This is a genomic window from Sediminispirochaeta bajacaliforniensis DSM 16054 (assembly GCF_000378205.1).
GTDB lineage: Bacteria > Spirochaetota > Spirochaetia > DSM-16054 > Sediminispirochaetaceae > Sediminispirochaeta > Sediminispirochaeta bajacaliforniensis.
Map to the genome: position 1 here is coordinate 79904 of NZ_KB899411.1, position 22433 is coordinate 102336.

Genomic DNA, 22433 nt, shown 5'->3' on the forward strand with positions numbered 1-22433 from the left:
ATCCGCAAAGCGGCCAAGCCCAGCATGGAGGCGACACCTATTCATCATCGGTATCGTTCTGATCAATCGCTTCGGGCTCGTTCACCTCACCCTCATCATCGACATCGTCCTGACCAGCCTCGCGCTCGGCCTCTTTTTGCAATCTTCTCTGTTCAAGAATCTGTTGAACCGAAGCATCCAGATCCTCACTGTTTTCGTCAAACAATTTGACATTCCGGTAATGTTTCATGCCGGTTCCGGCGGGAATAAGATGTCCGATAATGACATTCTCTTTCAAACCCCGCAGGTTGTCAGTACTACCAGCTATGGCGGCATTTGTCAAGACCTTCGTGGTCTCCTGAAAACTCGCCGCCGAAATAAAGGAGTCGATATTAAGAGACGCCCTGGTAATACCAAGCAGCAAGGGCCTGGCAACGGCAGGCTGACCGCCCTCACGCATAACCTTGCGATTTTCCTCGTGAAACTTATACTTATCAACCTGCTGACCGTAGATAAAATTGGTATCCCCGACCCGGACGATCTCAACCTTACGCATCATCTGGCGAATAATCACACCGATATGCTTATCGTTGATGTTTACCCCCTGGAGCCGGTACACCTCCTGAACCTCGTTGACAAGAAAGGTCTGCAAAGCATTCTCACCCAGAATATCAAGCACGTCATGGGGATCGGTGGCACCGTCGCACAACGCCTCCCCGGCTTGAACAAGGTCTCCGTCCCGAACAAGCATGTGCTTGCCCATAGGGACAAGGTGCTTGAAGGAACGCTGATAATCATCCTCTACCTCGATAACGCGCTTACCTTTTACAACATTCTTAAAGATGACCTTACCGGTAATCTGGGCAAGCACCGCGGCATTCTTGGGACGCCGCGCCTCAAAAAGCTCACCGACCCGGGGAAGACCTCCGGTGATATCGGTGGTCTTCACACTCTCCTTCAGCAACTTGGCAAGAGCACGCCCCTGCCGGACCGTTTCACCATCTTCGACATTGAGATAGGAATTACCCGGCAGATAATAGGTCGCAAGGTCCTTCCCCTCTCCATCTTCGATGACGATACGAGGCTGAAGCGATTCCAGGGAGAATTCGGTAATCTTCTTTTCAATGTTACCGGTATCTTCGTTTATCTCTTCCTTCAGGGTCGTTCCCTGAACGATATCTTCAAAGCGGACCTTACCGTCGACCTCGGCAATGATCGGTTCGGAAAAGGGGTCAAAGGTTGCAATCGACTCATTGGCAGGAACGATATGGCCTTCTCCCACAAGAAGTTCCGCACCATTACGGATATCAAGCTTCTGATCCTGAGCAATAAGGATGACACGCTTTCCATCTTCCGGGACATAGGCAAAAGCAACCTCTTTCGCAAGAAGCTCTTTGCCTTCCTGCTTTGCCAGCACCTCGCCTCCGGAAAGTTTCTGCCCATTTGCGACAACAATCTCCGCACCAGCTTTCAGATCGAGGACCCTGATCACCTTTGCAACGACAAGGAATCCCTTTCTGGTAAAGAGAACATCCCCGCTATCAAGGGTAACGGTATTTCCGTGAATCTCTTTCACCAAAACAGGATAACTCAGGGCCGTCCTGTTTTCCTCGCTCATCTTGGTGGCGGCACCTCCGATATGGAAGGTACGCATGGTAAGCTGAGTACCGGGCTGACCGATCGATTGTGCTGCGATGATCCCCACCGCTTCACCGATATCGACGGTATGACCGGTTGCAAGGTTTCGTCCGTAACATTTGCGACAAACACCATGTTCCGCCTCACAGGTAAGCACCGTACGGATACGAACCTTTTCAACCCCGATCTCTTCTATCTTCTTTGCAATTTCACTGGTTATCTCTTCGTTTACGTCGATGATAATCTCGCCGGTAATGGGATGCTTTACCCGTTCAAGAGTAAAACGCCCCTCGATTCGGTCGGCAAGGGATTCAACAATCTCCTCACCATCCTTTAGGGCACTAATCTCGATACCGTTGATGGTTCCGCAATCATCCTCGTTGGTTACCACATCCTGAGCAATATCCACAAGGCGCCGGGTAAGATAACCTGCGTCAGCCGTCTTTAGTGCGGTATCGGCAAGCCCCTTTCGGGCACCATTGGTGGAGATAAAGAACTCAATAATGGAGAGTCCCTCTTTAAAGTTGGAGCGGATCGGCAACTCGATAATGTCGCCGGAAGGCTTTGCCATCAAACCACGCATTCCCGCAAGCTGACGGATCTGGGCGCGGCTTCCTCGGGCACCGGAGTCGGCCATCATATGAACCGGGTTAAAACCACCTCGATCCTGCTTCAAATCCTTCATCAGCTCGTTGGTAAGATCCTCGTTGGTTTTACTCCACACCTCGATAGTTCGGTTATAGCGCTCTTCCTGGGTGATGTGTCCCTGGAGGTACTGATTCTGGATCTCAAGAACCTTCTGGTTTGCCGCTTCGATCATCCCCTTCTTTTTCTCCGGGATGATGATATCACCGATACCGATGGTAGCCCCAAAAACAGTGGCATACCGAAAGCCGACATCCTTGATCGAATCGAGCATCTTTACGGCAACCGCAGCACCGTGCGCCATAAAGGTATCTGCGACAAGGGAACGTAATTCCTTATCGCCAAGCTGTTTATTAACGAAACCAACCTCTTCCGGCATCGCCTCGCTGAAGATGGCACGACCGGCACAGGTTTCAACCACTTTGTCACCGACCTTGAGCTTAATCTTGGCATTGTAGCCCACGGAACGGACCTCAACCGCCATCATCAACTCATCGAAGGTAAGGAAAAACTTTCCTTCCCCCCTATCCCCGGGCTTCATTCTCGTCATGTAGTGAATACCGAGAACCATATCCTGAGACGGGAAAACAATAGGACTTCCGTTTGCAGGGTTCAGCAAGTTATTGCTGCTAAGCATCAGGGTCCAGCATTCGATCTGGGCCGCCTGGGTCAGGGGAACGTGAATGGCCATCTGATCGCCGTCGAAGTCGGCGTTGTAGGCATGACAGACCAGGGGATGCAGCTTCAGGGCCTTTCCTTCCACAAGCACCGGTTCAAAGGCCTGAATACCAAGCCGGTGTAGGGTCGGCGCGCGGTTTAGAAGAACGGGATGCTCCTTTACCACCTCATCGAGAACGGCAAAGACCTCCTGAGACTCCTGTTCCACAAGGGTTTTCGCCTTTTTGATATTGTAAACAACATCCCGCTCAACCAGCTTCTTCATGATAAAGGGCTTGAAGAGCTCCAGCGCCATCTTGGTGGGAAGCCCGCACTGATGCAGACGCAGATCCGGTCCGACGACGATAACAGAACGGCCGGAATAGTCTACACGTTTACCGAGCAGATTCTGCCGGAAACGCCCCTGCTTTCCTTTCAGCATATCACTTAGGGATTTAAGGGGGCGATTACTTGCACCCTTGACCACCCGTTTCTTCTTCGAGTTATCAAAGAGGGCGTCAACCGCCTCCTGCAGCATCCGCTTTTCGTTTCGAATGATGATATCGGGGGCGTTAAGCGACATGAGCCGCTTAAGACGATTATTTCGATTGATAACCCTGCGGTAGAGGTCGTTCAGATCGCTGGTGGCAAACCGTCCGCCATCCAACTGTACCATGGGCCGCAATTCCGGCGGAATGACAGGAATAACATCGAGGATCATCCACTCGGGCTTGTTGGAAGAATCCCGAAAATTTTCAACAATTTCGATACGCTTTAAAAGGCGCTTATCCGCTTTTGCCCCTTTCTCGATCATCTTCATACGAAGCTCGGCCGAAAGGGCATCAAGATCGAGCCCTTCAAGAAGGGTCCGAATCGCCTCGGCACCGATTCCGGCGGTAAAACTCATTCCGAATCGCTCACGGGCCTCGTTAAATTCTTCTTCGGTGAGAAGATCCATCTTCTTCAGGTCCGTATCACCGGGTTCGATCACGATATACTTTTCATAGTAGAGCACCGAACGAAGAGCAGCAATGGAGAGATCCAGCAGGAGCCCCATGCGGGAAGGAACGGAGCGATAATACCAGATATGACTCACAGGAGAGGCAAGTTCGATATGCCCCATCCGCTCACGCCTGACCTTGAAGTGGGTAACCTCAACACCGCAACGGTCGCAGATAACACCCTTATACCGAATCGATTTAAACTTACCGCAGTAACACTCCCACTCCTTCGTCGTCCCGAAAATTCGCTCGCAGAAGAGACCATCCTTCTCCGGACGAAGGGTCCGGTAGTTAATCGTCTCCGGCTTTTTCACCTCGCCGTAGGACCAGGCTCGTATCTGCTCCGGCGAGGCAAGCTGTATCATGATACTGTCAAAGTCTTGAATTTCTTTCATCCAAACCGCTCCTCTTAGAACTGGGTTCCCTGTCGGTTGATCAGTTCTTCATCCCGCTCGGTCAGCGGAATCCTCTTTCCCTTACTGTCGTAGATCGACATATCCAGGGCCAGTCCACGCAGCTCCTGTACAAGAACATTGAAAGATTCCGGCACACCGGCGGCGGTCGAAGGTTCACCCTTTACAATGCTCTCATATATCTTTGCTCGTCCATTCATATCGTCTGACTTGATGGTAAGCAGCTCCTGCAGGGTATTGGCGGCACCATATGCCTCAAGGGCCCAGACCTCCATTTCACCAAGCCGCTGCCCACCGAATTGGGCCTTTCCACCAAGAGGCTGCTGGGTAACCAGCGAGTACGGTCCGGTGGAACGTGCATGCATCTTGTCATCCACAAGGTGGTGCAGCTTGAGCATATACATCACCCCTACAAAAACGGAATTCTCAAACGGAATACCGGTCTGTCCGTCGCGAAGAACGGTTTTTCCCCCGATAGGAAGGCCAGCTTCTTTCATTTTCTGTTCGATCTGATCGGTGCTTGCAGACTGAAAGACCGGAGTGGAAAACCACTTATCCAGGGCAAGAGCAGCCCAGCCAAGTTCGGTCTCCAGGATCTGGCCGAGGTTCATTCGGCTTGGAACACCCAACGGATTAAGGCAAAGATCCAGAGGAGTACCGTCGGCCATGTAGGGCATATCCTCTTCCGGAAGCACCCTTGCAACGACACCCTTGTTTCCGTGACGACCGGCCATCTTATCACCCTGCCGCAACTTTCGTTTGGTGGCGATCAACACCTTAACCACTTCTTCCACCCCGGGAGGAAGATCGTCCCCCTCTGAACGGCGCAGACGCTGGACATCGATAACCGTACCTTCGACTCCATGAGGAACCTTTAGGCTGGTATCCCGGACCTCTTTCGCCTTTTCACCGAATATCGAGTTGAGCAGCTTAAACTCAGGGGTTGTTTCGGTCTCCGACTTCGGCGTTACCTTTCCGACCAGGATATAGCCGGACTTCACCTTGGCACCAATCCTGATAATCCCCTCTTCATCCAGCTGTTCCAGAGACTTTTCGTTGGTATTGGGGATATCCCGAGTCAGCTTTTCGGGACCCAATTTCGTTTCCCGAACATCGACGGTAAATTCCTTGATATGAATAGAGGTATAACTGTCCTCTTTTACCACTTTCTCGCTGATCAGGATGGCGTCTTCATAGTTATAACCGTTCCATGGAACAAAACCGACTATCATATTTTGGCCCAGAGCAAGCTCCCCCGCCCTGGTGGCAGGCCCGTCTGCAAGAACCTGACCCTTATCGATTTTCTGGCCAAGCGAAACAACAGGCTTCTGATTAAAACAGGTATCCTGGTTCGTCCGCTGAAACTTCTGCACGTGATACACATCCCGGTCATGGTCGTTCTTAGGACTATCAGGCTTGATCACCACCTCAAGACTGGTAACATGCTCCACAACACCGGAACGTTTCGCCTTAAGCAAGACACCGGAGTCGTAGGCAGTCTTCGCCTCCATACCAGTCCCGACCCTCGGAGGCTCGGGAAAGACCAGAGGAACAGCCTGGCGCTGCATATTCGATCCCATGAGGGCCCGGTTGGCGTCATCATGCTCAAGGAACGGGATAAGGCTGGTCGCCACCGAAATAACCTGCTTCGGCGAAACATCCATATACTGAATATCCGAAGAGGGCTTTGTGGTATAATCACCGCCCTTACGTATGGAAATCATCTCATCAAGAAAGGTTCCGTTTTTATCGATCTTCGCATTGGCCTGGGCAATATTATACTTTTCTTCATCCATTGCGGAGAGGTATTCGATATCCCGGGTCGCATGACCATTCACAACCTTTCGATAAGGGGCCTCAAGAAAGCCGTATGAATTTACCTTGGTGTAGTTCGCCAAGGAAACAATCAGCCCGATATTCGGACCTTCAGGGGTCTCGATGGGACACATACGACCGTAATGGGTATAGTGAACATCACGAACCTCGAAACCCGCACGATCCCGGGAAAGGCCACCGGGTCCAAGGGCGTTGAGCCGCCGCTTATGGGTAAGCTCGGCAAGGGGGTTTACCTGGTCCATAAACTGAGAGAGCTGACTGGAACCGAAAAACTCTTTTATCGCCGCCACAACCGGCTTGATGGAAATAAGATCCTGAGGACGAACCGTGTCGGTCTCCTTCAGGCTCATCCGCTCCTTGGCGATTCGCTCCATCCTGGCAAAAGCGGTTTTCAGCTGATTTGCCAAAAGCTCACCAACCGAACGTATCCGGCGGTTTCCAAGGTGATCGATATCATCAACATAGGCTTCACCAATGTAGACCTTGATAAGGAAAAGCATGGTGTTGACAATGTCCATCTTGCTAAGCACATGGGAATCATCAGGATTCTCATAATCGAATTTCTTATTAAGTTTATAACGACCAACCCTGCCGAGGTCGTAACGACGGCTGGAGAAAAACATCGAATGAAGGTCTTTTTCCGCGGCTTCGAGAGTAATAGGTTCTCCCGGCATCAAAACAGAATAGACCGCAATAAGGGCATCCTCTTTCGTCGGTTCATCGACATTCGGATCATCCTTAACGATCTTAACCTCTTCACGCTCAAAACAGTTGAGAATAATTTGACTGTGAAGGGATTCGGGATGAGAGAAGTCGATAACCTCGATTTCACGAACCTCGGAATGGAGCAGTTCATCCACATCATGAGGGTGGAGCTTCTCTCCGGCACGATAGAGCTTACGAGTCTCACCATCCCGTTCGACAAAAACAGCCCTGGCGAGAACCTTATTCACCAGCTGCTCTTTCTTCTCCCGTTCCTCGGAAACATGCTCTAAGGTCTTCTTATAAAAGAGATCGATAATCTTCTCACGAGCATCAAAGCCGAGAGCCCTAAGAAACAGGCTTCCGAGAATCCGTTTTTTCCGGTCGATTTTGGCATATATCAGCTCTTTTTTCTGGTCTATCTCAAACTCGAGCCACGATCCCCTGTAGGGGATTATCCTGGAGGAGAAGATTCCCTTTTCGTGACTAAAAATAACACCGGGAGAACGGTGAATCTGACTAACAACAACACGTTCGGCACCATTAATAATAAAGGTACCCCGCTCGGTCATCAAAGGGATATCCCCGACATAGATATCCTTCTGACGAATCTCACCGGTTTCATGAAAGACAAGATTGATCTTCGCCTTGACAGGAACCGCGTAGGTGAGGCCTTTTCGCTTACATTCTTCCTGAGAAAATTTGATATTTTCCTCATCCAGGGTATACTGGGTATACTCAAGACTCATGTCCCCGTTGGGACTTTCGATAGGAAAAACAGTCTGAAAGACTTCTTCAAGTCCCTGTTCCGCAAGATCCTGACCGGCGAGGAGCTTGGAACGCTGCAGGAACCGGTCGTATGAAGTGAGCTGAATATCAACGAGGTCCGGCAGCTCCATCACTTCCTGGAACTCTTGGCCGATATATGTTCGTTCAATGGCTTTGCCTTGAGCAACCATTCTTCCCCCCTGGACAGTTGGATAGTATCCTATTCATTCAAAAGACACAAATCGCCACCGGAGAAACCTGTCTCTCCGGTGGCAAATGGGTAACAAAATCAATAATTCGAGACGACGTGATCGCCAAAGACTTATTTCACCTCAACAACGGCGCCAGCAGCCTCAAGCTTCTCCTTCATGGAAGCAGCATCCTCCTTGGAAACCCCTTCCTTAATCGCCTTATCACCGGCTTCAACGATATCCTTAGCCTCTTTCAGGCCAAGACCGGTAATTGCTCGAACTTCCTTAATGACGGGAATCTTCTTTCCGTCGGCAACACTCTTAAGTATAACGTCGAATTCGGTTTTCTCTTCCTCTTCGGCAACGGCGGCAGCAGGAGCGGCACCGGCAGCGGCGACAGCAACGGGTGCTGCAGCGGTAACGCCGAACTTTTCCTCCATCATAGTAATGAGCTCGCTCACCTCAAGAACACTCATGTTCGCAATTGCTTCGAGGATATCCTCTTTCTTCACATCAGCCATATTATCTTCTCCTTCAATCTTTTAAGCCCGACGATAGCATGGCTTCTTTCGAAGACTAACGTCGAACAATTAATATGGACTCGCCGTCAACGACGGCGAAAGGTTTCTATACTCAACCGGCCTGCTTCTTGTCGGCAACCGCCTGAAGCGTTCTGACCAATTTTGTAGGAACGGCGTTCAGAACATATACGACATTCTGCACCGGAGCCCTCATGGTCCCCATCAACATTGCAATCAGTTCATGCCGCGTCGGCAACTTACTGAAGGCCTCGACCTGTCCCGCATCAAAAACATTCCCATTAATGATACCGCCCTTCACTTCAAGAGGAAGTTCCTTAGCGATCTCAAAAAGGATCTTGGCCACAGGACCGGATTCGCCCTTTGCAAGGGCAACCGCGGTAGGGCCGGTCAGATGCTCATCAACGGCAGGCTGCTCCATATCACGAAGGGCAATCTTCGCAAAACGGTTTTTAACAACCTTAAAAAGAGCGTTTTCTTTTCGCAGCTTATCCCGAAGCTCGGTGATTTGAGCGACGGTAAGTCCCCGATAGTTGGTAAAGATATAATCCTGTACCCCTTCAAACTCACTCTTCAGAGAATCTACCGCTTCGACCTTGTAGTCCTGAATTTTTGTCTGGTATTCAGCCATCTTACACCCCCGCCTCGCGGAAATCGATCTTCACACCAGGTCCCATGGTAGAGGAAACGGTAACCGTCTTGACGAAATCACCCTTAACATCACTGGGACGCTTCTTCTCGACTTCATTCATAATGATGTTGATATTCTCGGCAACCTTGGCAGGCTCCATGGAAACCTTACCGACCGCAAGGTGAATAACTCCGGTTTTGTCGGAACGGAATTCCACACGCCCCTTTTTCAACTCGGCAAGAGCACCCTTAATGTCAAAGGTAACCGTCTGAGTTTTCGGGTTAGGCATCAAGCCCCGACGCCCGAGAATAGGTCCAAGCCGTCCGACATCCTTCATCATATCGGGAGTTGCAACGGCAACATCAAAATCAAGCCAGCCCCCCTTGATCTTTTCGACAAGGTCGGCATCGCCGACATAGGTGGCGCCTGCTTCTTCCGCTTCCTGGGCTTTGTCGCCTTTGGCAAAAACAAGTACCTTTTTCTCGGCCGTAAACTGGTGAGGAAGAACCACGGTATCACGCACCGACTGGCTCTTCTTGATATTAAGATTAATCGACAACTCAACGGTTTCGTCGAACTTTGCATATGCAAGTTTCTTCACCGTTGCAACACCTTCCTCAAGAGGAAAAAGCTGCTGGCGATCGAACTGTCCCCGTGCCTGAACATACTTTTTTCCACGCTTCATCAGTTCGCCACCTCGACACCCATACTTCGTGCCGTTCCTGCAATGATTTTGACTGCCGCTTCAATGTCGTTGGCACTCAAATCCTGCATCTTAGTCTCGGCTATCTGCTGCAGCTGCTCTCTGGTGATCTTGGCAACCTTCACCTTATGAGGTTCGGCAGAACCGCTGGTAATACCGCATGCCTTTTTGATAAGGACGGCCGCCGGCGGCGTTTTGGTAATAAAGGTGAAGCTTCGATCCTGATAAACGGAAATCTCCACCGGAATGGTAAGACCGGCCTCGAATTCCTTGGTCCGGTCGTTAAACTGCTGGCAAAACTGGGGGGCGCTTACACCATGAGGACCCAGAGCGGGACCCACGGGAGGCGCCGGAGTAGCCTTGCCGGCAGGAACCTGCAGCTTAATGACTGCGGTTACCTTTTTCTTTGCCATACATATGCTCCTGTGTGGTATTGACGTTCCCTCTTTTCAAGAGAACTCCCATCACCCTCCTCAACGAGGAGATATTACCTCAGATTTTTTCAACCTGAAGAAAATCAACTTCAACGGGGGTTGAACGGCCGAAAATACCGACCATCACCCGCAATTTACCCTTTTCAAGGTTAACCTCTTCGATATTTCCGGTAAAGGTATCAAAGGGACCGTCAACAATACGAACCACTTCACCGACGCTAAAGCTCTGCCGGGGACGAACCGTACGATCGGCTTTAATCTCTCCACTCTTCTGAAGAATCGCCTTTGCCTCATCGGAAGAGATCGGCTGCGGCTTCGCACCCACCGGCGCTCCCACGAATCCGGTAACACCTTGAATTTTTTTGATCTGTGAACAAACGGCCTTCCACCCACGATCGGGCAGATCCATCTCAAGTAGTATGTAGCCGGGAAGAAATTTTCGGTTTGTAACCTTTTTCTTACCATCCTTCACTTCAACTACTTCTTCGGAAGGGACTTTGACATCGGTAAGCGCATCTCCGAAATCACCGTCCCCCATCATCTTTCGGAGAAACCGTTCGATCTTGTTCTCATACCCGGAATAGGTATGAAGAACATACCACCCTTTCGCCATACAAATCCTCTTTCAACACAGAAAGCCCACCCGCAGAAAGATTTCCTGCGCTGGGCTTCTGTCGCGCCGATGCCCGCTCTTAAAAAATAAAATCGATACCCTTGAGAAGCAGAAAATCAACAACCCCAAGGACCAGAGCAAAAAGAACCGTCGACACGATCACAACCTTTGTCGAAGAAATAACCTCTTCCCGACTAGGCCAAACGACCCGCCGCAACTCTGCGTAACTATTCTTGAAAAATTGAAGGATTTTTTTCATCCTTACGCTCCTCGCAACAATTAAAAAAAAGACAGGCCAGGTAGGATTCGAACCTACAACATCCGGTTTTGGAGACCGGCGCTCTAGCCGTTGGAGCTACTGGCCTGTGTGGGTCCTATTTAATCTTCGTTTCCTTATGCAGTGTATGCTTGCGGTCGAACTTACAATACTTCCGGAACTCAAGCTTTCCCTGGGTATTCCTTCGGTTTTTCTGGGTAGTATAGTTCCTGCGACCGCACTCTTCGCACTTCAGCGCAATCTTCTCCACTGCACCTTTCTTCTTGCTTGCCATACCCGTAAACTCCTTACTTCCCCGCAGGGACAAACGGTTCTCATGAGAATACTCTGAACCGAACAACTGTGTCAACGCATACTAAGGGATAAAAAAAGAGCCCTCGATCGGACTTGAACCGATGACCCCCACCTTACCATGGTGGTGCTCTACCGACTGAGCTACAAGGGCTTGCTTGACGCGCAGTTAAGCTACCAGAAGCATGATGATTTTGTCAAGAGGAGGAGGGAAAAGGCGCCCTAAAACTTTCAAGCGCCGTCTATATTTCCCGACTCTCACGGCAGGTATTCCGGAAGCCTTCTCAGCAGGAGAGCTTCCATAGTTTTTATAAGTTCATTATACTAACATCTTATAAGCGGAAGGCACTGTTTCAATCAATAGATGCGCATAACATGCCGCCTTGCTTAGAAATTTACATAGAACGCGGGGGCAGGAGAGATATCGGCGTACTGCTTACAGAGCGTCTGTCGACCGTCTACGATACAATCACCTATGGAAGAGAGTTCAGAACATTACAGGCGAAAAATAGCAGAACTGGAACTTTTGTTCGAAGTAAGCCAGACTTTGGATCGAAGTCTCGAAATAGAGGACGCCATCCAACCGGTACTGGAACTTTTGCGCGAGCATGTTCAGCTCCGAAACGGTATGGTTACCTTGATGAACCGCCACACCGGCCTGATCACCATCGAGTCGGCAACGGAACTCAGCAGGGAGGCCCAGAAGAAGGGGGTCTATAAACCGGGCGAAGGGATCACCGGGCAAGTTGTCGCCTCTGGCGAGGCCATTGTGATCCCCGACATTAAAAAGGACAAGCGTTTTCTCAACAAGACGGGGACCTTCATCCCCGGAGGAAAGGTTTCCTTTATCTCGGTCCCGGTCACCCACAACAGGGACATCATGGGAACCATCAGCGCCATGCGCGTCGGCGGCGATGAAATGTCTTCCGATGAGGACTTTCGGATACTGACCATCATCGCATCCATGATAGCCCAGGCCGTCAGGCTGAGAAGACAGATCGAGGAAGAAAAGCAGCGTCTGGAAGAGGAGAACAATCGCCTCAAAAAAGAGCTGGAAGAGCGTTACCGGCCCAGAAACATCATAGGAAGCAGCGCAGCGATGAAAGAGGTGTATGCCCTCATCAGCCAGGTTGCTCCAAGCGATACAACCGTCCTCATACGGGGAGAAAGCGGTACGGGAAAAGAGCTGATCGCCCATGCCATTCACTATGCAAGTCCGAGGCAAAAGGGTCCCTTCATCAAGGTAAACTGCGCGGCCCTTCCCGAAGGGGTCATCGAGAGTGAACTCTTCGGTCATGAAAAGGGGGCTTTCACCGGGGCACACCAAAGCAGAAAGGGTCGCTTCGAACTGGCGGACGGCGGAACCATCTTTCTCGATGAAATCGGAGACCTTTCGCCGGCAACCCAGGTAAAGCTGCTGCGGGTCCTGCAGGAACGGGAGTTCGAACGGGTCGGCGGTGTCCAGACGGTCAAGATCGACGTCAGAATTGTCGCCGCTACAAACCGTAATCTCGAAGAGTTTATCGCCGAAAACCGTTTTCGTGAGGACCTCTACTACCGGCTTGCCGTCTTCCCCATCCATGTTCCGCCCCTTAGAAAACGAAAAAGCGACATTCTCCAGCTTGCGGATTTCTTTGCGGAAAAGTACGGCCATAAACAGGGGAAGCGGATCAAACGAATATCCACCCCCGCCATCGAACTCCTTTCGATCTACCACTGGCCGGGAAACGTTCGCGAACTGGAAAATGTGATAGAACGTGCGGTCCTTCTTTCCACCGACGGGGTTATCCACGGCCACCACCTTCCCCCGACCCTGCAGTCTGCGGAGTCGAGCGATACCCGCTTTAAGGGGACACTTCAGGATGAAGTGGAGAAGTTCGAAAAAGAGCTTATTCAGGAGGCCCTGAAATCGTCCCAGGGTAATGCCGCCCTGGCCGCACGAAACCTCGGCATTACCGAACGGATCATGGGATTGCGTATTCATAAATACGAAATAGATACAAGTCGTTTCAAACCAAGATAGCTTTAGAATCCGCACAGGAGGCAGCTATGACGGAAAAAAAGAAAAGCGACGAAAAGCGAAAGGACGAGGGAGCGAGCCGCAGCGGCTTCGATGTGGAATCGATTACCTGGGGTTTTGCCGAACACCTCAGATACACCCTCGGCGACGATCGCTACAGTGCCACCGACCACGATCGATTCATGGCCCTCGCCTATGCCATCAGGGACAGGATCCTCCATCGCTGGATCAAGGCACGGCAGCTCCATCGCCAAAGCGATGTAAAGCGCGTCTACTATCTCTCTCTCGAATTTTTGATCGGCAGGGCGATGACCAACAATGTGATCAATCTCGGTATCGAATCGGAAGTACGCGAGGCAATGGAGGAACTGGGATATCGCTATGAAGAGCTCGCCGACCAGGAAGTGGACGCAGGGCTCGGCAACGGAGGGCTCGGGCGTCTTGCAGCCTGTTTCATGGATTCTTTAGCCACCATGAAAATTCCCGCTGTAGGATACGGCCTCAGATACGATTACGGCATCTTCCGACAGAAAATAGAAAACGGTATGCAGGTGGAACAGCCCGACGACTGGCTCCGCTGGGGCAATCCGTGGGAAATCGAACGGCCGGATATCAGCTTTCCGGTTCATTTCGGCGGCAGGGTCGAATCAGCCAGGGAAAAAGGGGTGCGCATCTACCGCTGGGTGGACACCCAGCCGGTGGTCGGCATCGCCTATGACATGCCCATCGTCGGCTATGGCGGTGATACGGTCAACACCCTCAGGCTCTGGAGTGCCAGGGCTGCGGAGGAGTTCGATTTCGACGATTTCAATGCCGGTGATTATGTAGAGGCTGTCAGCGCAAAGGTTATGGCAGAAAACCTCACCAAGGTACTCTACCCCAACGACAAGCTTTATCTCGGAAAAGAGCTTCGGCTGCGCCAGCAATACTTCTTTGTTTCATCCTCCCTTCGGGATATCTTCAGGCGTTTCCGTGCAACCGGAAAAAGTTGGGATCGTTTCCACGAGAATGCGGCGATCCAGCTGAACGACACCCATCCATCCCTCACCATCCCTGAGTGTATGCGTATCCTCATGGACGAAGAACACCTTGCGTGGGACGAAGCATGGGATGTGACGGTCCGTTCCACCGGCTACACCAATCATACCCTGATGCCCGAAGCGCTGGAAAAGTGGCCGGTTCCCATGCTCGAATCGCTTTTACCGCGACACCTTCAGATCATCTACGAAATCAACCACCGCTTTCTTCAGAAAGCGATTACCGTTTTCCCCGGCGATATGGCAAAAATCGCAAAGGTAAGCCTGGTTGAAGAGAGCGATCCGAAGCAAATCAGAATGGCGAATCTCAGCATCGTCGGAACCCACTCGACAAACGGGGTTGCGGCCCTCCATACCGAGCTGCTGAAAAGCAGGCTGGTACCGGAGATGGCACAAATTTTTCCTCAGCGGTTCAACAACAAGACAAACGGCATAACCCAGCGGCGCTGGCTTCTTCAGGCAAATCCACCGCTGGCAGAACTTATCACCGGAGCCATCGGAGAAGGATGGATTACCGATTTTTCCAGGCTTACCGAGCTGAAACCCTTTGCCGACGATCCCGGTTTTCTTGACGAGTTCCGAAAGGTCAAAAAGCAGGCAAAAGAGGCCCTGGCACTTCAACTGCGGCGGGAACAGGGGATACGGCTGGAAATCGCCACCCTTTTCGATGTACAGGTTAAGCGGATCCACGAATATAAACGACAGCTCCTCAATGCCCTTCACATCGTCATGCTCTACAACAGGATCAGGGACGGGAAGAAGGATGATTTTCAGCCAAGGAGTTTTCTTATCGCCGGAAAGGCAGCCCCGGGCTATGCCATGGCAAAGCTCATTATCAAACTCATCAATAATATCGCCCAGGTCGTCAATAGCGATACGGCAATGAAGGGAAAGCTCGCTCTTCACTTTGTTCCCAACTATCGTGTAAGCCTGGCCGAGAAGATCATTCCTGCTACAGATATTTCCGAGCAGATATCCACTGCGGGAACAGAAGCCTCGGGCACGGGGAATATGAAGTTTATGTGTAATGGTGCCCTTACCATGGGAACCCTCGACGGAGCGAACATCGAAATTGCGGAAGAGGCGGGAGCCGAAAACCTTTTCCTTTTCGGTTTAAAAGCCGATGAGGCAGAGGCATTGATTCCCCACTACGACCCGTCACCGTATATAACGGAAGACGAAGAAATCAGAAGGGCGGTGGAACTACTCTTTTCAGGCCATTTCAATTTTGCCGAGCCCGGCATTTTCGACCCCGTTCGGGATATGCTGCTGGGAGGAAGGGACCGATACCTCCACCTCGCCGATCTGCGCAGCTATGCCGACGCCCAGCGCAGAGCCGAACAGCTCTACAGGAACGAACCCGAGGCGTGGTGCAAAAAGGCGGTCCTCAATATCGCTTCGGCAGGGAAATTTTCAAGCGACAGAACAATAGCCCAATACGCATCGGACGTGTGGGATATCGGCCCAAGGCCGGTGGGTGAAGACGGATCGGCACGAGAGATTATCGAAGATGCCCGGGCCATCCAGGACCGACGAACAAGAAAAGAGCGGCGCCACGGATAGCCGACGAGGCACCGGAGGGAGCCTTAGAAACCGAAAAAGGACTTTGCGACGGGGAGCCAATAGGGCTCCGCGCCGGTAAAGGCAAGGACCATCAGCAAGGAGGGAAGGAAATTCGCCGTTTTTATCTCCCTGAGCCCGAGGAGATTAATACCGATCATCATAACGAGAACACCTCCGACGCCGGATATCTCACTCAGGCCGAGTTGCCCGATCATCGGCCCGATCCACCCGGCGAGAAGGGTTAAGCCCCCCTGGTAGACAAGAATGGTGATAATGGAAAACATCACCCCTACCCCAAGGGCCGCAGAGAACATGATAGCCATAAAACCGTCCATGATCGACTTCATAAGAATGAGGTCGTAATCCCCCTCGGCTCCTGCCTTCATCGCTCCCACGATGGTCATCGCACCAACACAGAAAAGGACAGAGGCGTTGAGAAAACCGAGAGCGAAGTTCTTGTTTTCCGCCTTCTCTTGCCTTCCACGTTTTACCAGGGATTCAAGAAATGTTCCGAAACGCATGATCCAGCCCTCGATGTTCCAGATCGTCCCGAGAATACCACCGAGAAAAAGGCTGAAAACAAGGTAAAGAACCCGGGCGGACTCAAACGCCATCTGTAGTCCGATTACAAGGCTTATACATCCGGCGCCGATATAGACAACATCCCGAATATCATCCCGAATTTTAGCATGAACGGTGATCCCTATCAGTGAACCGAAGAAAACTGTGATACAATTCACAATAGTAGCTATCATAATGTGCGGTAGTGTATCGATTTTTGAGTATTTGGAAAAGTAGCTGCTGAGAGAGGAAAAATCTCAACTCTTGACGGTGCTATTTCGATCATTGTACTATACCGCTAAACAAAAAGGGGGAAATATGAGCGGCTGCGAAGATGACGAAAAACGGTATTGTGCCAATTGTATTCACTGCAAGACGGTTCGTGTACCTGCCGGAGACGGACGCAGCTATCAACTCCGTATCCGATGCGAAGCCGGGCAATGGAGAAAGAAACTGGGCGAGGAAAAGCTCCACAAGTATTTCACCGTTTCGCGAAGAGATGCTTCGGACTGTCCCCATTATGAAGAGATGGGAGAAAGTCGCGATTTTATAAAGGAGTTAAAAAAGAACCTCCCGATTAAGGATGAAATTTACTCTCCGTCGGAATACTAGACAATCGAGGTTAACCATCAACATGAAATGCAGAAACCTGTTTTCTTATCTCACGGCAGCCATTGTTGTGTCGATTCTATCATTTTCTATGCTTGCGTCCTGCGCCTCAGAACCTGAGCCGGTTCTCTCCGATCTCACACCGGCGCAAATTTTTCAACAAGCCCAGGAAGCGGCCTCAAATGATAAATACCAGCGAGCAATTGAGTATTACCACTACTTTCTGGATAGTTACCCGAATGAAACCTCAAGAAGGGTTGAAGCCGAATATGAAATAGCCTTTCTGACCCATAAAATGGGTAACGACCAGGAAGCTCTGAGATTATTTGATGCGCTTTTGGAAAAGTACCGGAGCGAAGAGGCGGCGGTTTACCCCCAGTGGCCCAAAGTCCTCGCCACAAAGGTAAGCGAAGAAATCAGGCAACAGCAGCAGGGGAATCAGCCACCGCCTGCTACTGCGGCAGAATAATTACGTTTAATTCGATCCCCGCCGCCTCCGCGTCGGTGTAGACCAGCTCCTTGGTCACTCTCCCCCTCGGCATAGGATGAGGGGGAGCATCCCCGACGAGAATGATCATTTTGGCATCACCGGACCAGGGGTATTCGTGTATGCCGGCATACAGCGCTTCATACACGGCTTCGGGGATATCCCTTCCTCCGAAAACGCGAATTCCAGACAGTACCCGCTGGAGCGATGAAAAATCCTCCTGAAAGGGGAAGGTCTTGGTCAGATATTCCTCGTAGTAATCCCTGTAGAGAACAAGGCCGAAACGAAAACGGGCAAAACGTCCACTCACCTCTTTCAGCATCGGAATCAGTGAGGTTTTCAGATGGGGGATATCGTTTTCCATACTCTTTGTGGTATCGAGACAGAGAACCAAATCAAGGCTGTCGCCATCGGCCTTGTCGATGAGTTTCTTTATATCACCGATGAGGTCGCCCTCACCCTTTCCGTAGATGATCTCTCCCTCCCCGTTTTCGCTGATCTCTTCGTAGGCTTCAAGGGCCTCTTTCATATACCGGCTCCGATCAGGCTCTTCCTCCGGTTCGACGGGTTCGGGAGGAGGAAGGGGATGCTGAATGACCCGCACGACAAAGGGATTGTCGACGAAAGAACCTTCATAATCGGCATAGGGAAGGGAAAAGGTACGTATGTTAAACCAGCTTCCGTCCAGGATCTGAATTTTGCCGTTACGCGACCATTCATAACCGAACTGCACCACATAAGGGATAAAAATCCGGAAAGCCGATCCAAGCTGGGGATGGGGCTCTGGAGAAGAATCGACAAGGAAATAACGACCGGTTTCCGCAGGATCAAGAATTTTGCCATCGAGCATCCTGATCTCATTCCCGTTCGCCGGATGATACTTCGGATTCTGAAATGCATAGCTATCTACCCGCCTATCAGGATGTGCGGTAGATTCGGTAAGAAGCACCGACCCTATACCCTTCTTGGCGCGGATATAGAGGTAATAACCGCCCTCCAGGCTTTGTTCGATCACAAGATCGTCGGGCGTTAGGATCAGATCGCTCTCCTGGGCATATAACGGCGATGCAAGCATACATGCCAGCAAGAACGAAACAGCAGCGATACAATAAGCTGGAGCCTTCATATAGAAAGTATCGGCAGCAAAGACCCCGCTGATAAGCAGGGCTTTGCCGATAGCTCACCCTTTCACGGCTCCGCTTGTCATCCCCTTGATGATTTTGTCGTGAAACAGGATATAGACGAAGATGGTCGGAATAATGCTCAGGACAATGGCCGCATACATGCTGGTATAATCGGTAATGAACTGGCTTTTGAAGAATCGTATTCCCAGTTGGAGGGTCCTCGCCTTCACCGAACTGGTCAGCAGCAGTGCATAGATAAATTCGTTCCAGCTGAAAAGAAAAACAAAGGTCCCGGCCGTTACCAACCCGAGCCTACTGAGAGGGAAAATCACCCGGGTAAAGCGTTGAGCCAGGGAACAACCGTCGATAACCGCCGCCTCCTCCAACTCCCGGGGGATGCTTCGCATGAATCCGTGAATCAGAAAAACCGATACGGGGATGCTGACGGCGGCATAGGTTATGATCAAGCCGAAAAGCGTATCGTAAAGGCCCAGGCCGCTGATAAGGCGGAAATAAGGAACCATGAGTGCGATAACGGGGACTAAGATTCCGGCAACCACAATATTAAAGACGGTTTCGTGTCCCCGAAAGGGCTCCCTGCTTATGACAAAGGCAGCCATGGATGCTGCAAGGATATTGAGGGCCGTCGAGGCAAAGGAGACGACAATGGTGTGCAGAAACAGCAAATGAAGGCCACTTATGGAGACAGCATTAATATAGTTTGCAAACTGCCACAGCTCAGGGATGGAAAAAGGTTTGGTCTGAAATTCAAGATTGGTTTTGAAACTGGAAATCACCAGCCAGATCAGGGGAAAGAGGGTGATGATGAGGAAAAAAAGCAAAAAAAGCCATTTTGCAAGGCTTGCCGCACGGTCCGCTATTAATGATGGTGAACGATTCCTTCCCATACTTCTCACCTACTGTACCGTCTCGCTGGCAGATTCCACACGCCCGAATATTCTGCGGATGAAAATGATAAGGAGGCCCCCTGTCAGAACGAGGACCGATCCGATGGCATTGGCCTGGCCATAGTCAAGGGCCCCCATCTTTTTGTAAAGCAACAGCCCCAATACGCTGGTGGAATTTGCAGGTCCGCCGTTGGTCATCAGGTAGGTTGCCTCAAAATGCCTAAGGCCGTAGGCAACGGCCAGGGTCATGGAGGTGACAAGGAGTCCCCGGATCATGGGCAGGGTGACATACAATTCCTGTCGCAGGACCCCGGCCCCATCCATTTCCGCGGCCTCGTACAATGAGTCGGGAATAGAAAGGATACCGGCAAGGATGATGATCATGAAATAACCGATATAGAGCACCTGCTGGGCGATGACGGCAGGAAGTGCAGTCCCGATCTCTCCCAACCAGTTATGAGTCCATGATTCAAGCCCGATCGCCGACAAAAAATGGTTGAGTATGCCGTATTCGGCATTATAGAGAGCCATCCACATCATGGCGATTGCAACCTGACTGATGACATTGGGAAGGAAGTAGACGGTCCGCAGGAAACGCCACCCCCTGGGCTTCCTTGCCAGGACCATCGCCGTTATCGTGGCAAGGGGCACCTGTATAAAGGCAAGAGCAAAGGCCCATATGAAATTATTACGAAGGGAGAGGCGAAAGGTCCCGTTTCCGAAAAGTTTGATGTAATTGCTAAGCCCCGTGAACGACATCGCCCTGATGCCGTTCCAGGAGGTACAACCTGTGACAAAGACAAAGACAAGTGGATAGAGAAAGAAGGCACAATACAGTAGCGCCACCGGTAGAAGAAAGAGCATGATCCCCTTCCAATTCGTTCTTGATGCACTCATATGTTGTCCCGTTGGAACGAAACCGTTCGTCGTTCGCCTATTCGGTCGCTTCGATAATCTGATCCACAAATTCCTTCGGAGCGGCCTCCCCGAGGACCATCTTCCCCAAGGCCTGGCCGAATTCGGCGGCCACATCGGTTGTGACATTGCCCTGAAAGTGAGAGGTGATAAAGGTGGCGTTGGCAGCCGCTTCCATAAACTGCTTCTGGAGTGGGTCCACAGCCTCATCACCGACCTGAAATTTTACACAAAAAAGGCTCCCCGAATCCATGGAAATCCGTTTTATGTTCTCAGGAGCGGTCATCCACTTCATAAAGCTAATGACGGCAGCACGACGGGTAGGATCATCTGTTTTTGCCGCAGCCAGATTGGAAAGGAGAAAACCAATCTGAGCCCCTGAACTGCCCCCCGGAGTCTGAGGCGCCGCAGTCACCTTGGTATGGGCATATACCTCCGGAGCATCGCTTTTTACCCTGCCGATATACCACGGCCCGTTGATGAAAATCGCCGTGTCTCCTGCCAGGTAGTGTCCCCCGGAAACAGCGGCATCTCCGCCGACAGCATCCTTGGTCGTATTTCCGTCCTGGTACATGTGCAGAAGGATAGCCGCCGCCTTCTCAAAGACAGGATCGGAAAAAGGCTTCTTCCAGACATCAGGACCACCAAGCCCGGCCACGATGTGGCTGTACCACAACATGCTGGTCCAGGCATTGGTTCCGCCCGTCATCTGGCTCGTGGGAACGATGCCTGCCGCCTTCAACTTGTCGCAGGCAGCCCAGAACTCATCAAAGGTTTTTGGAAAGGAGCCGATGCCGGCCTTATCAAAAAGTGCCTGATTGTACCAAATCGGGGTGATGGCCTGTTCGTACGGGATCGACTTTACCATCTCGTTTTTAGTGGCCGCGTCGATGGTACCTGAAACAAAGGTGTCCCCCCAAGAGCCCTTAAGATCTTCGGAAAAATCCATCAAAAGGTCGCCTTCGTAATACTGGAAGGTTGTCGGATCCGGATTGAAAACGAAAATATCCGGTACCTGTCCGCTGGCTATGGCCGTATTAAGCTTGTTCCGATATCCGTCGTAGTCGGGATTCGGCTCAATTTCGACCTTAATACTACCTGCGTGCTCCTCGTTGAATTCGGCAACGAGCTTCTCAACCATCGGAGCCTTCGAATCTTTCCCCACCCAAATGGTCGGCCATTTGAGAACAATCTCGTCCTCACCTGCATCTTGCCGGTCGCAACCGGAAAAAAGAGAAACGAGGACAAGGCCAGCTGCAAAGCATAACGCCCGTCCGGTTGTCCGCATCGGATATTTCATCTGTTCTACTCCTCATATCTGTTTTTTCACACACTGTTCACGTCATGAGAATAATCGGTATCAAGGGTGGAAAGGAAATCGAAGACATGCCCATCATTCTATCATATTCGGCCAAAGAGGTGGTACAAAAGGGAGGAATCGACTCTTTTTAGCACCTTTCTAACACGCTTCATGGCTTCCTTCTCATAGTCAATCGTCCTCGTACAGTTCGCTAAACCGATCCCAGGCCTCGGCTTCTCCCTTACGAAGACGAAGGAGAAAGCGATAATGGTGCAGGAGGGAACGCATCTGGAGCAGCCGCTTTTCGTCAAGATCTGCGGAAGTATCGAAGCCGTAGCGTATCAAAGCATCATCATCAGACTCAAAAGCCTCTTTCATCACCCGCAATAGCTTCTCCTTATCCATGCGGACGAAGCCGTTGACGGGCCAGAGCAGGGTCGGAGCATAGTGATAGCCTTCCAGGGTGGCCGCCGTCTGATCGAGCTGGCGGGAATCATCGAGATCGATCATGGCCTCTGCTTCCGAAAGCAGCGCTTTGGCTTCTTGTTTGAATGCATATTTGTCCATAAGCACCTCCCCCTTAAGGATAAT

At 51.1% G+C, this 22433-nt stretch carries 19 protein-coding genes and 2 tRNA genes; 4 read left to right on the top strand and 17 right to left on the bottom strand.

Annotation, left to right across the window (positions count from 1 at the left end):
- Positions 1-37: 37 nt before the first annotated feature.
- From rpoC to F459_RS0107205, 11 genes are all read right to left on the bottom strand, one after another.
- Positions 38-4315 carry a DNA-directed RNA polymerase subunit beta' gene (gene rpoC, locus F459_RS0107155; RefSeq protein ID WP_020612052.1) on the bottom strand — a complete coding sequence of 1426 codons (4278 nt, stop codon included), beginning with the start codon at positions 4313-4315 and terminating at the stop codon, positions 38-40.
- A gap of 14 nt (positions 4316-4329) precedes the next feature.
- On the bottom strand, positions 4330-7830 hold the full coding sequence (gene rpoB / locus F459_RS0107160; protein WP_020612053.1) for a DNA-directed RNA polymerase subunit beta: 3501 nt from the start codon (positions 7828-7830) through the stop codon (positions 4330-4332).
- Positions 7831-7961: 131 nt separating this feature from the next.
- The gene (gene rplL / locus F459_RS0107165) at positions 7962-8351 is read right to left on the bottom strand and encodes a 50S ribosomal protein L7/L12 (protein ID WP_020612054.1); all 390 of its coding nucleotides are present in this window, start codon (positions 8349-8351) and stop codon (positions 7962-7964) included.
- Positions 8352-8463: 112 nt separating this feature from the next.
- Positions 8464-9000 carry a 50S ribosomal protein L10 gene (rplJ, locus tag F459_RS0107170; protein WP_020612055.1) on the bottom strand — a complete coding sequence of 179 codons (537 nt, stop codon included), beginning with the start codon at positions 8998-9000 and terminating at the stop codon, positions 8464-8466.
- Position 9001: 1 nt separating this feature from the next.
- Positions 9002-9685, bottom strand: coding sequence for a 50S ribosomal protein L1 (gene rplA, locus F459_RS0107175; protein ID WP_020612056.1), 684 nt, complete (start codon positions 9683-9685; stop codon positions 9002-9004).
- Positions 9685-10116, bottom strand: coding sequence for a 50S ribosomal protein L11 (gene rplK / locus F459_RS0107180; RefSeq protein ID WP_020612057.1), 432 nt, complete (start codon positions 10114-10116; stop codon positions 9685-9687). Before rplK ends, rplA begins: the two co-directional genes overlap by 1 nt.
- A gap of 79 nt (positions 10117-10195) precedes the next feature.
- Positions 10196-10750, bottom strand: coding sequence for a transcription termination/antitermination protein NusG (gene nusG, locus F459_RS0107185; RefSeq protein ID WP_013253542.1), 555 nt, complete (start codon positions 10748-10750; stop codon positions 10196-10198).
- A gap of 79 nt (positions 10751-10829) precedes the next feature.
- On the bottom strand, positions 10830-11009 hold the full coding sequence (secE, locus tag F459_RS0107190) for a preprotein translocase subunit SecE (RefSeq protein ID WP_020612058.1): 180 nt from the start codon (positions 11007-11009) through the stop codon (positions 10830-10832).
- A gap of 32 nt (positions 11010-11041) precedes the next feature.
- Positions 11042-11115: transfer RNA gene (locus F459_RS0107195), tRNA-Trp, on the bottom strand.
- A 9-nt stretch (positions 11116-11124) separates the two neighbouring features.
- Positions 11125-11301: a 50S ribosomal protein L33 gene (gene rpmG, locus F459_RS0107200; protein WP_013253540.1), complete on the bottom strand. Its 177-nt coding sequence runs from the start codon at positions 11299-11301 to the stop codon at positions 11125-11127.
- A gap of 98 nt (positions 11302-11399) precedes the next feature.
- Positions 11400-11472: transfer RNA gene (locus F459_RS0107205), tRNA-Thr, on the bottom strand.
- 321 nt (positions 11473-11793) lie between these two features.
- Here F459_RS0107205 and nifA point away from each other — a divergent pair.
- Entirely contained in the window at positions 11794-13341 is a 1548-nt protein-coding gene (gene nifA, locus F459_RS0107210; protein WP_020612059.1) for a nif-specific transcriptional activator NifA, read from the top strand.
- A 26-nt stretch (positions 13342-13367) separates the two neighbouring features.
- Positions 13368-15938 (top strand): glycogen/starch/alpha-glucan phosphorylase, encoded by a 2571-nt coding sequence (locus F459_RS0107215; protein WP_020612060.1) that lies wholly within the window; start codon positions 13368-13370, stop codon positions 15936-15938.
- Positions 15939-15961: 23 nt separating this feature from the next.
- Here F459_RS0107215 and F459_RS0107220 read toward each other — a convergent pair whose 3' ends face one another.
- The gene (locus tag F459_RS0107220; protein ID WP_020612061.1) at positions 15962-16678 is read right to left on the bottom strand and encodes a DUF554 domain-containing protein; all 717 of its coding nucleotides are present in this window, start codon (positions 16676-16678) and stop codon (positions 15962-15964) included.
- A 139-nt stretch (positions 16679-16817) separates the two neighbouring features.
- Between F459_RS0107220 and F459_RS0107225 the strand changes: the two genes are divergently transcribed.
- Positions 16818-17111, top strand: coding sequence for a hypothetical protein (locus tag F459_RS0107225; protein ID WP_013253536.1), 294 nt, complete (start codon positions 16818-16820; stop codon positions 17109-17111).
- Between the two features lie 22 nt (positions 17112-17133).
- Positions 17134-17577, top strand: a complete 444-nt coding sequence (locus F459_RS0107230; protein WP_154651648.1) for an outer membrane protein assembly factor BamD — start codon at positions 17134-17136, stop codon at positions 17575-17577.
- Here the strand turns inward: F459_RS0107230 and F459_RS0107235 are convergent.
- The 5 genes from F459_RS0107235 to F459_RS0107260 form a co-directional block, all read right to left on the bottom strand.
- A complete protein-coding gene (locus tag F459_RS0107235; RefSeq protein ID WP_020612063.1) occupies positions 17561-18721 on the bottom strand; it encodes a vWA domain-containing protein in 1161 nt (386 codons plus the stop codon). The two genes, F459_RS0107230 and F459_RS0107235, sit on opposite strands and share 17 nt — an antisense overlap.
- A 54-nt stretch (positions 18722-18775) precedes the next feature.
- Complete coding sequence (locus tag F459_RS0107240) at positions 18776-19627, bottom strand: carbohydrate ABC transporter permease (RefSeq protein ID WP_020612064.1); 852 nt, start codon at positions 19625-19627, stop codon at positions 18776-18778.
- 9 nt (positions 19628-19636) lie between these two features.
- Positions 19637-20524 carry a carbohydrate ABC transporter permease gene (locus F459_RS0107245; protein WP_026294938.1) on the bottom strand — a complete coding sequence of 296 codons (888 nt, stop codon included), beginning with the start codon at positions 20522-20524 and terminating at the stop codon, positions 19637-19639.
- 37 nt (positions 20525-20561) lie between these two features.
- Positions 20562-21842 carry an ABC transporter substrate-binding protein gene (locus F459_RS0107250; protein WP_020612066.1) on the bottom strand — a complete coding sequence of 427 codons (1281 nt, stop codon included), beginning with the start codon at positions 21840-21842 and terminating at the stop codon, positions 20562-20564.
- A gap of 189 nt (positions 21843-22031) precedes the next feature.
- Positions 22032-22409, bottom strand: coding sequence for a hypothetical protein (locus tag F459_RS0107260; RefSeq protein ID WP_154651649.1), 378 nt, complete (start codon positions 22407-22409; stop codon positions 22032-22034).
- Positions 22410-22433 lie beyond the last annotated feature (24 nt).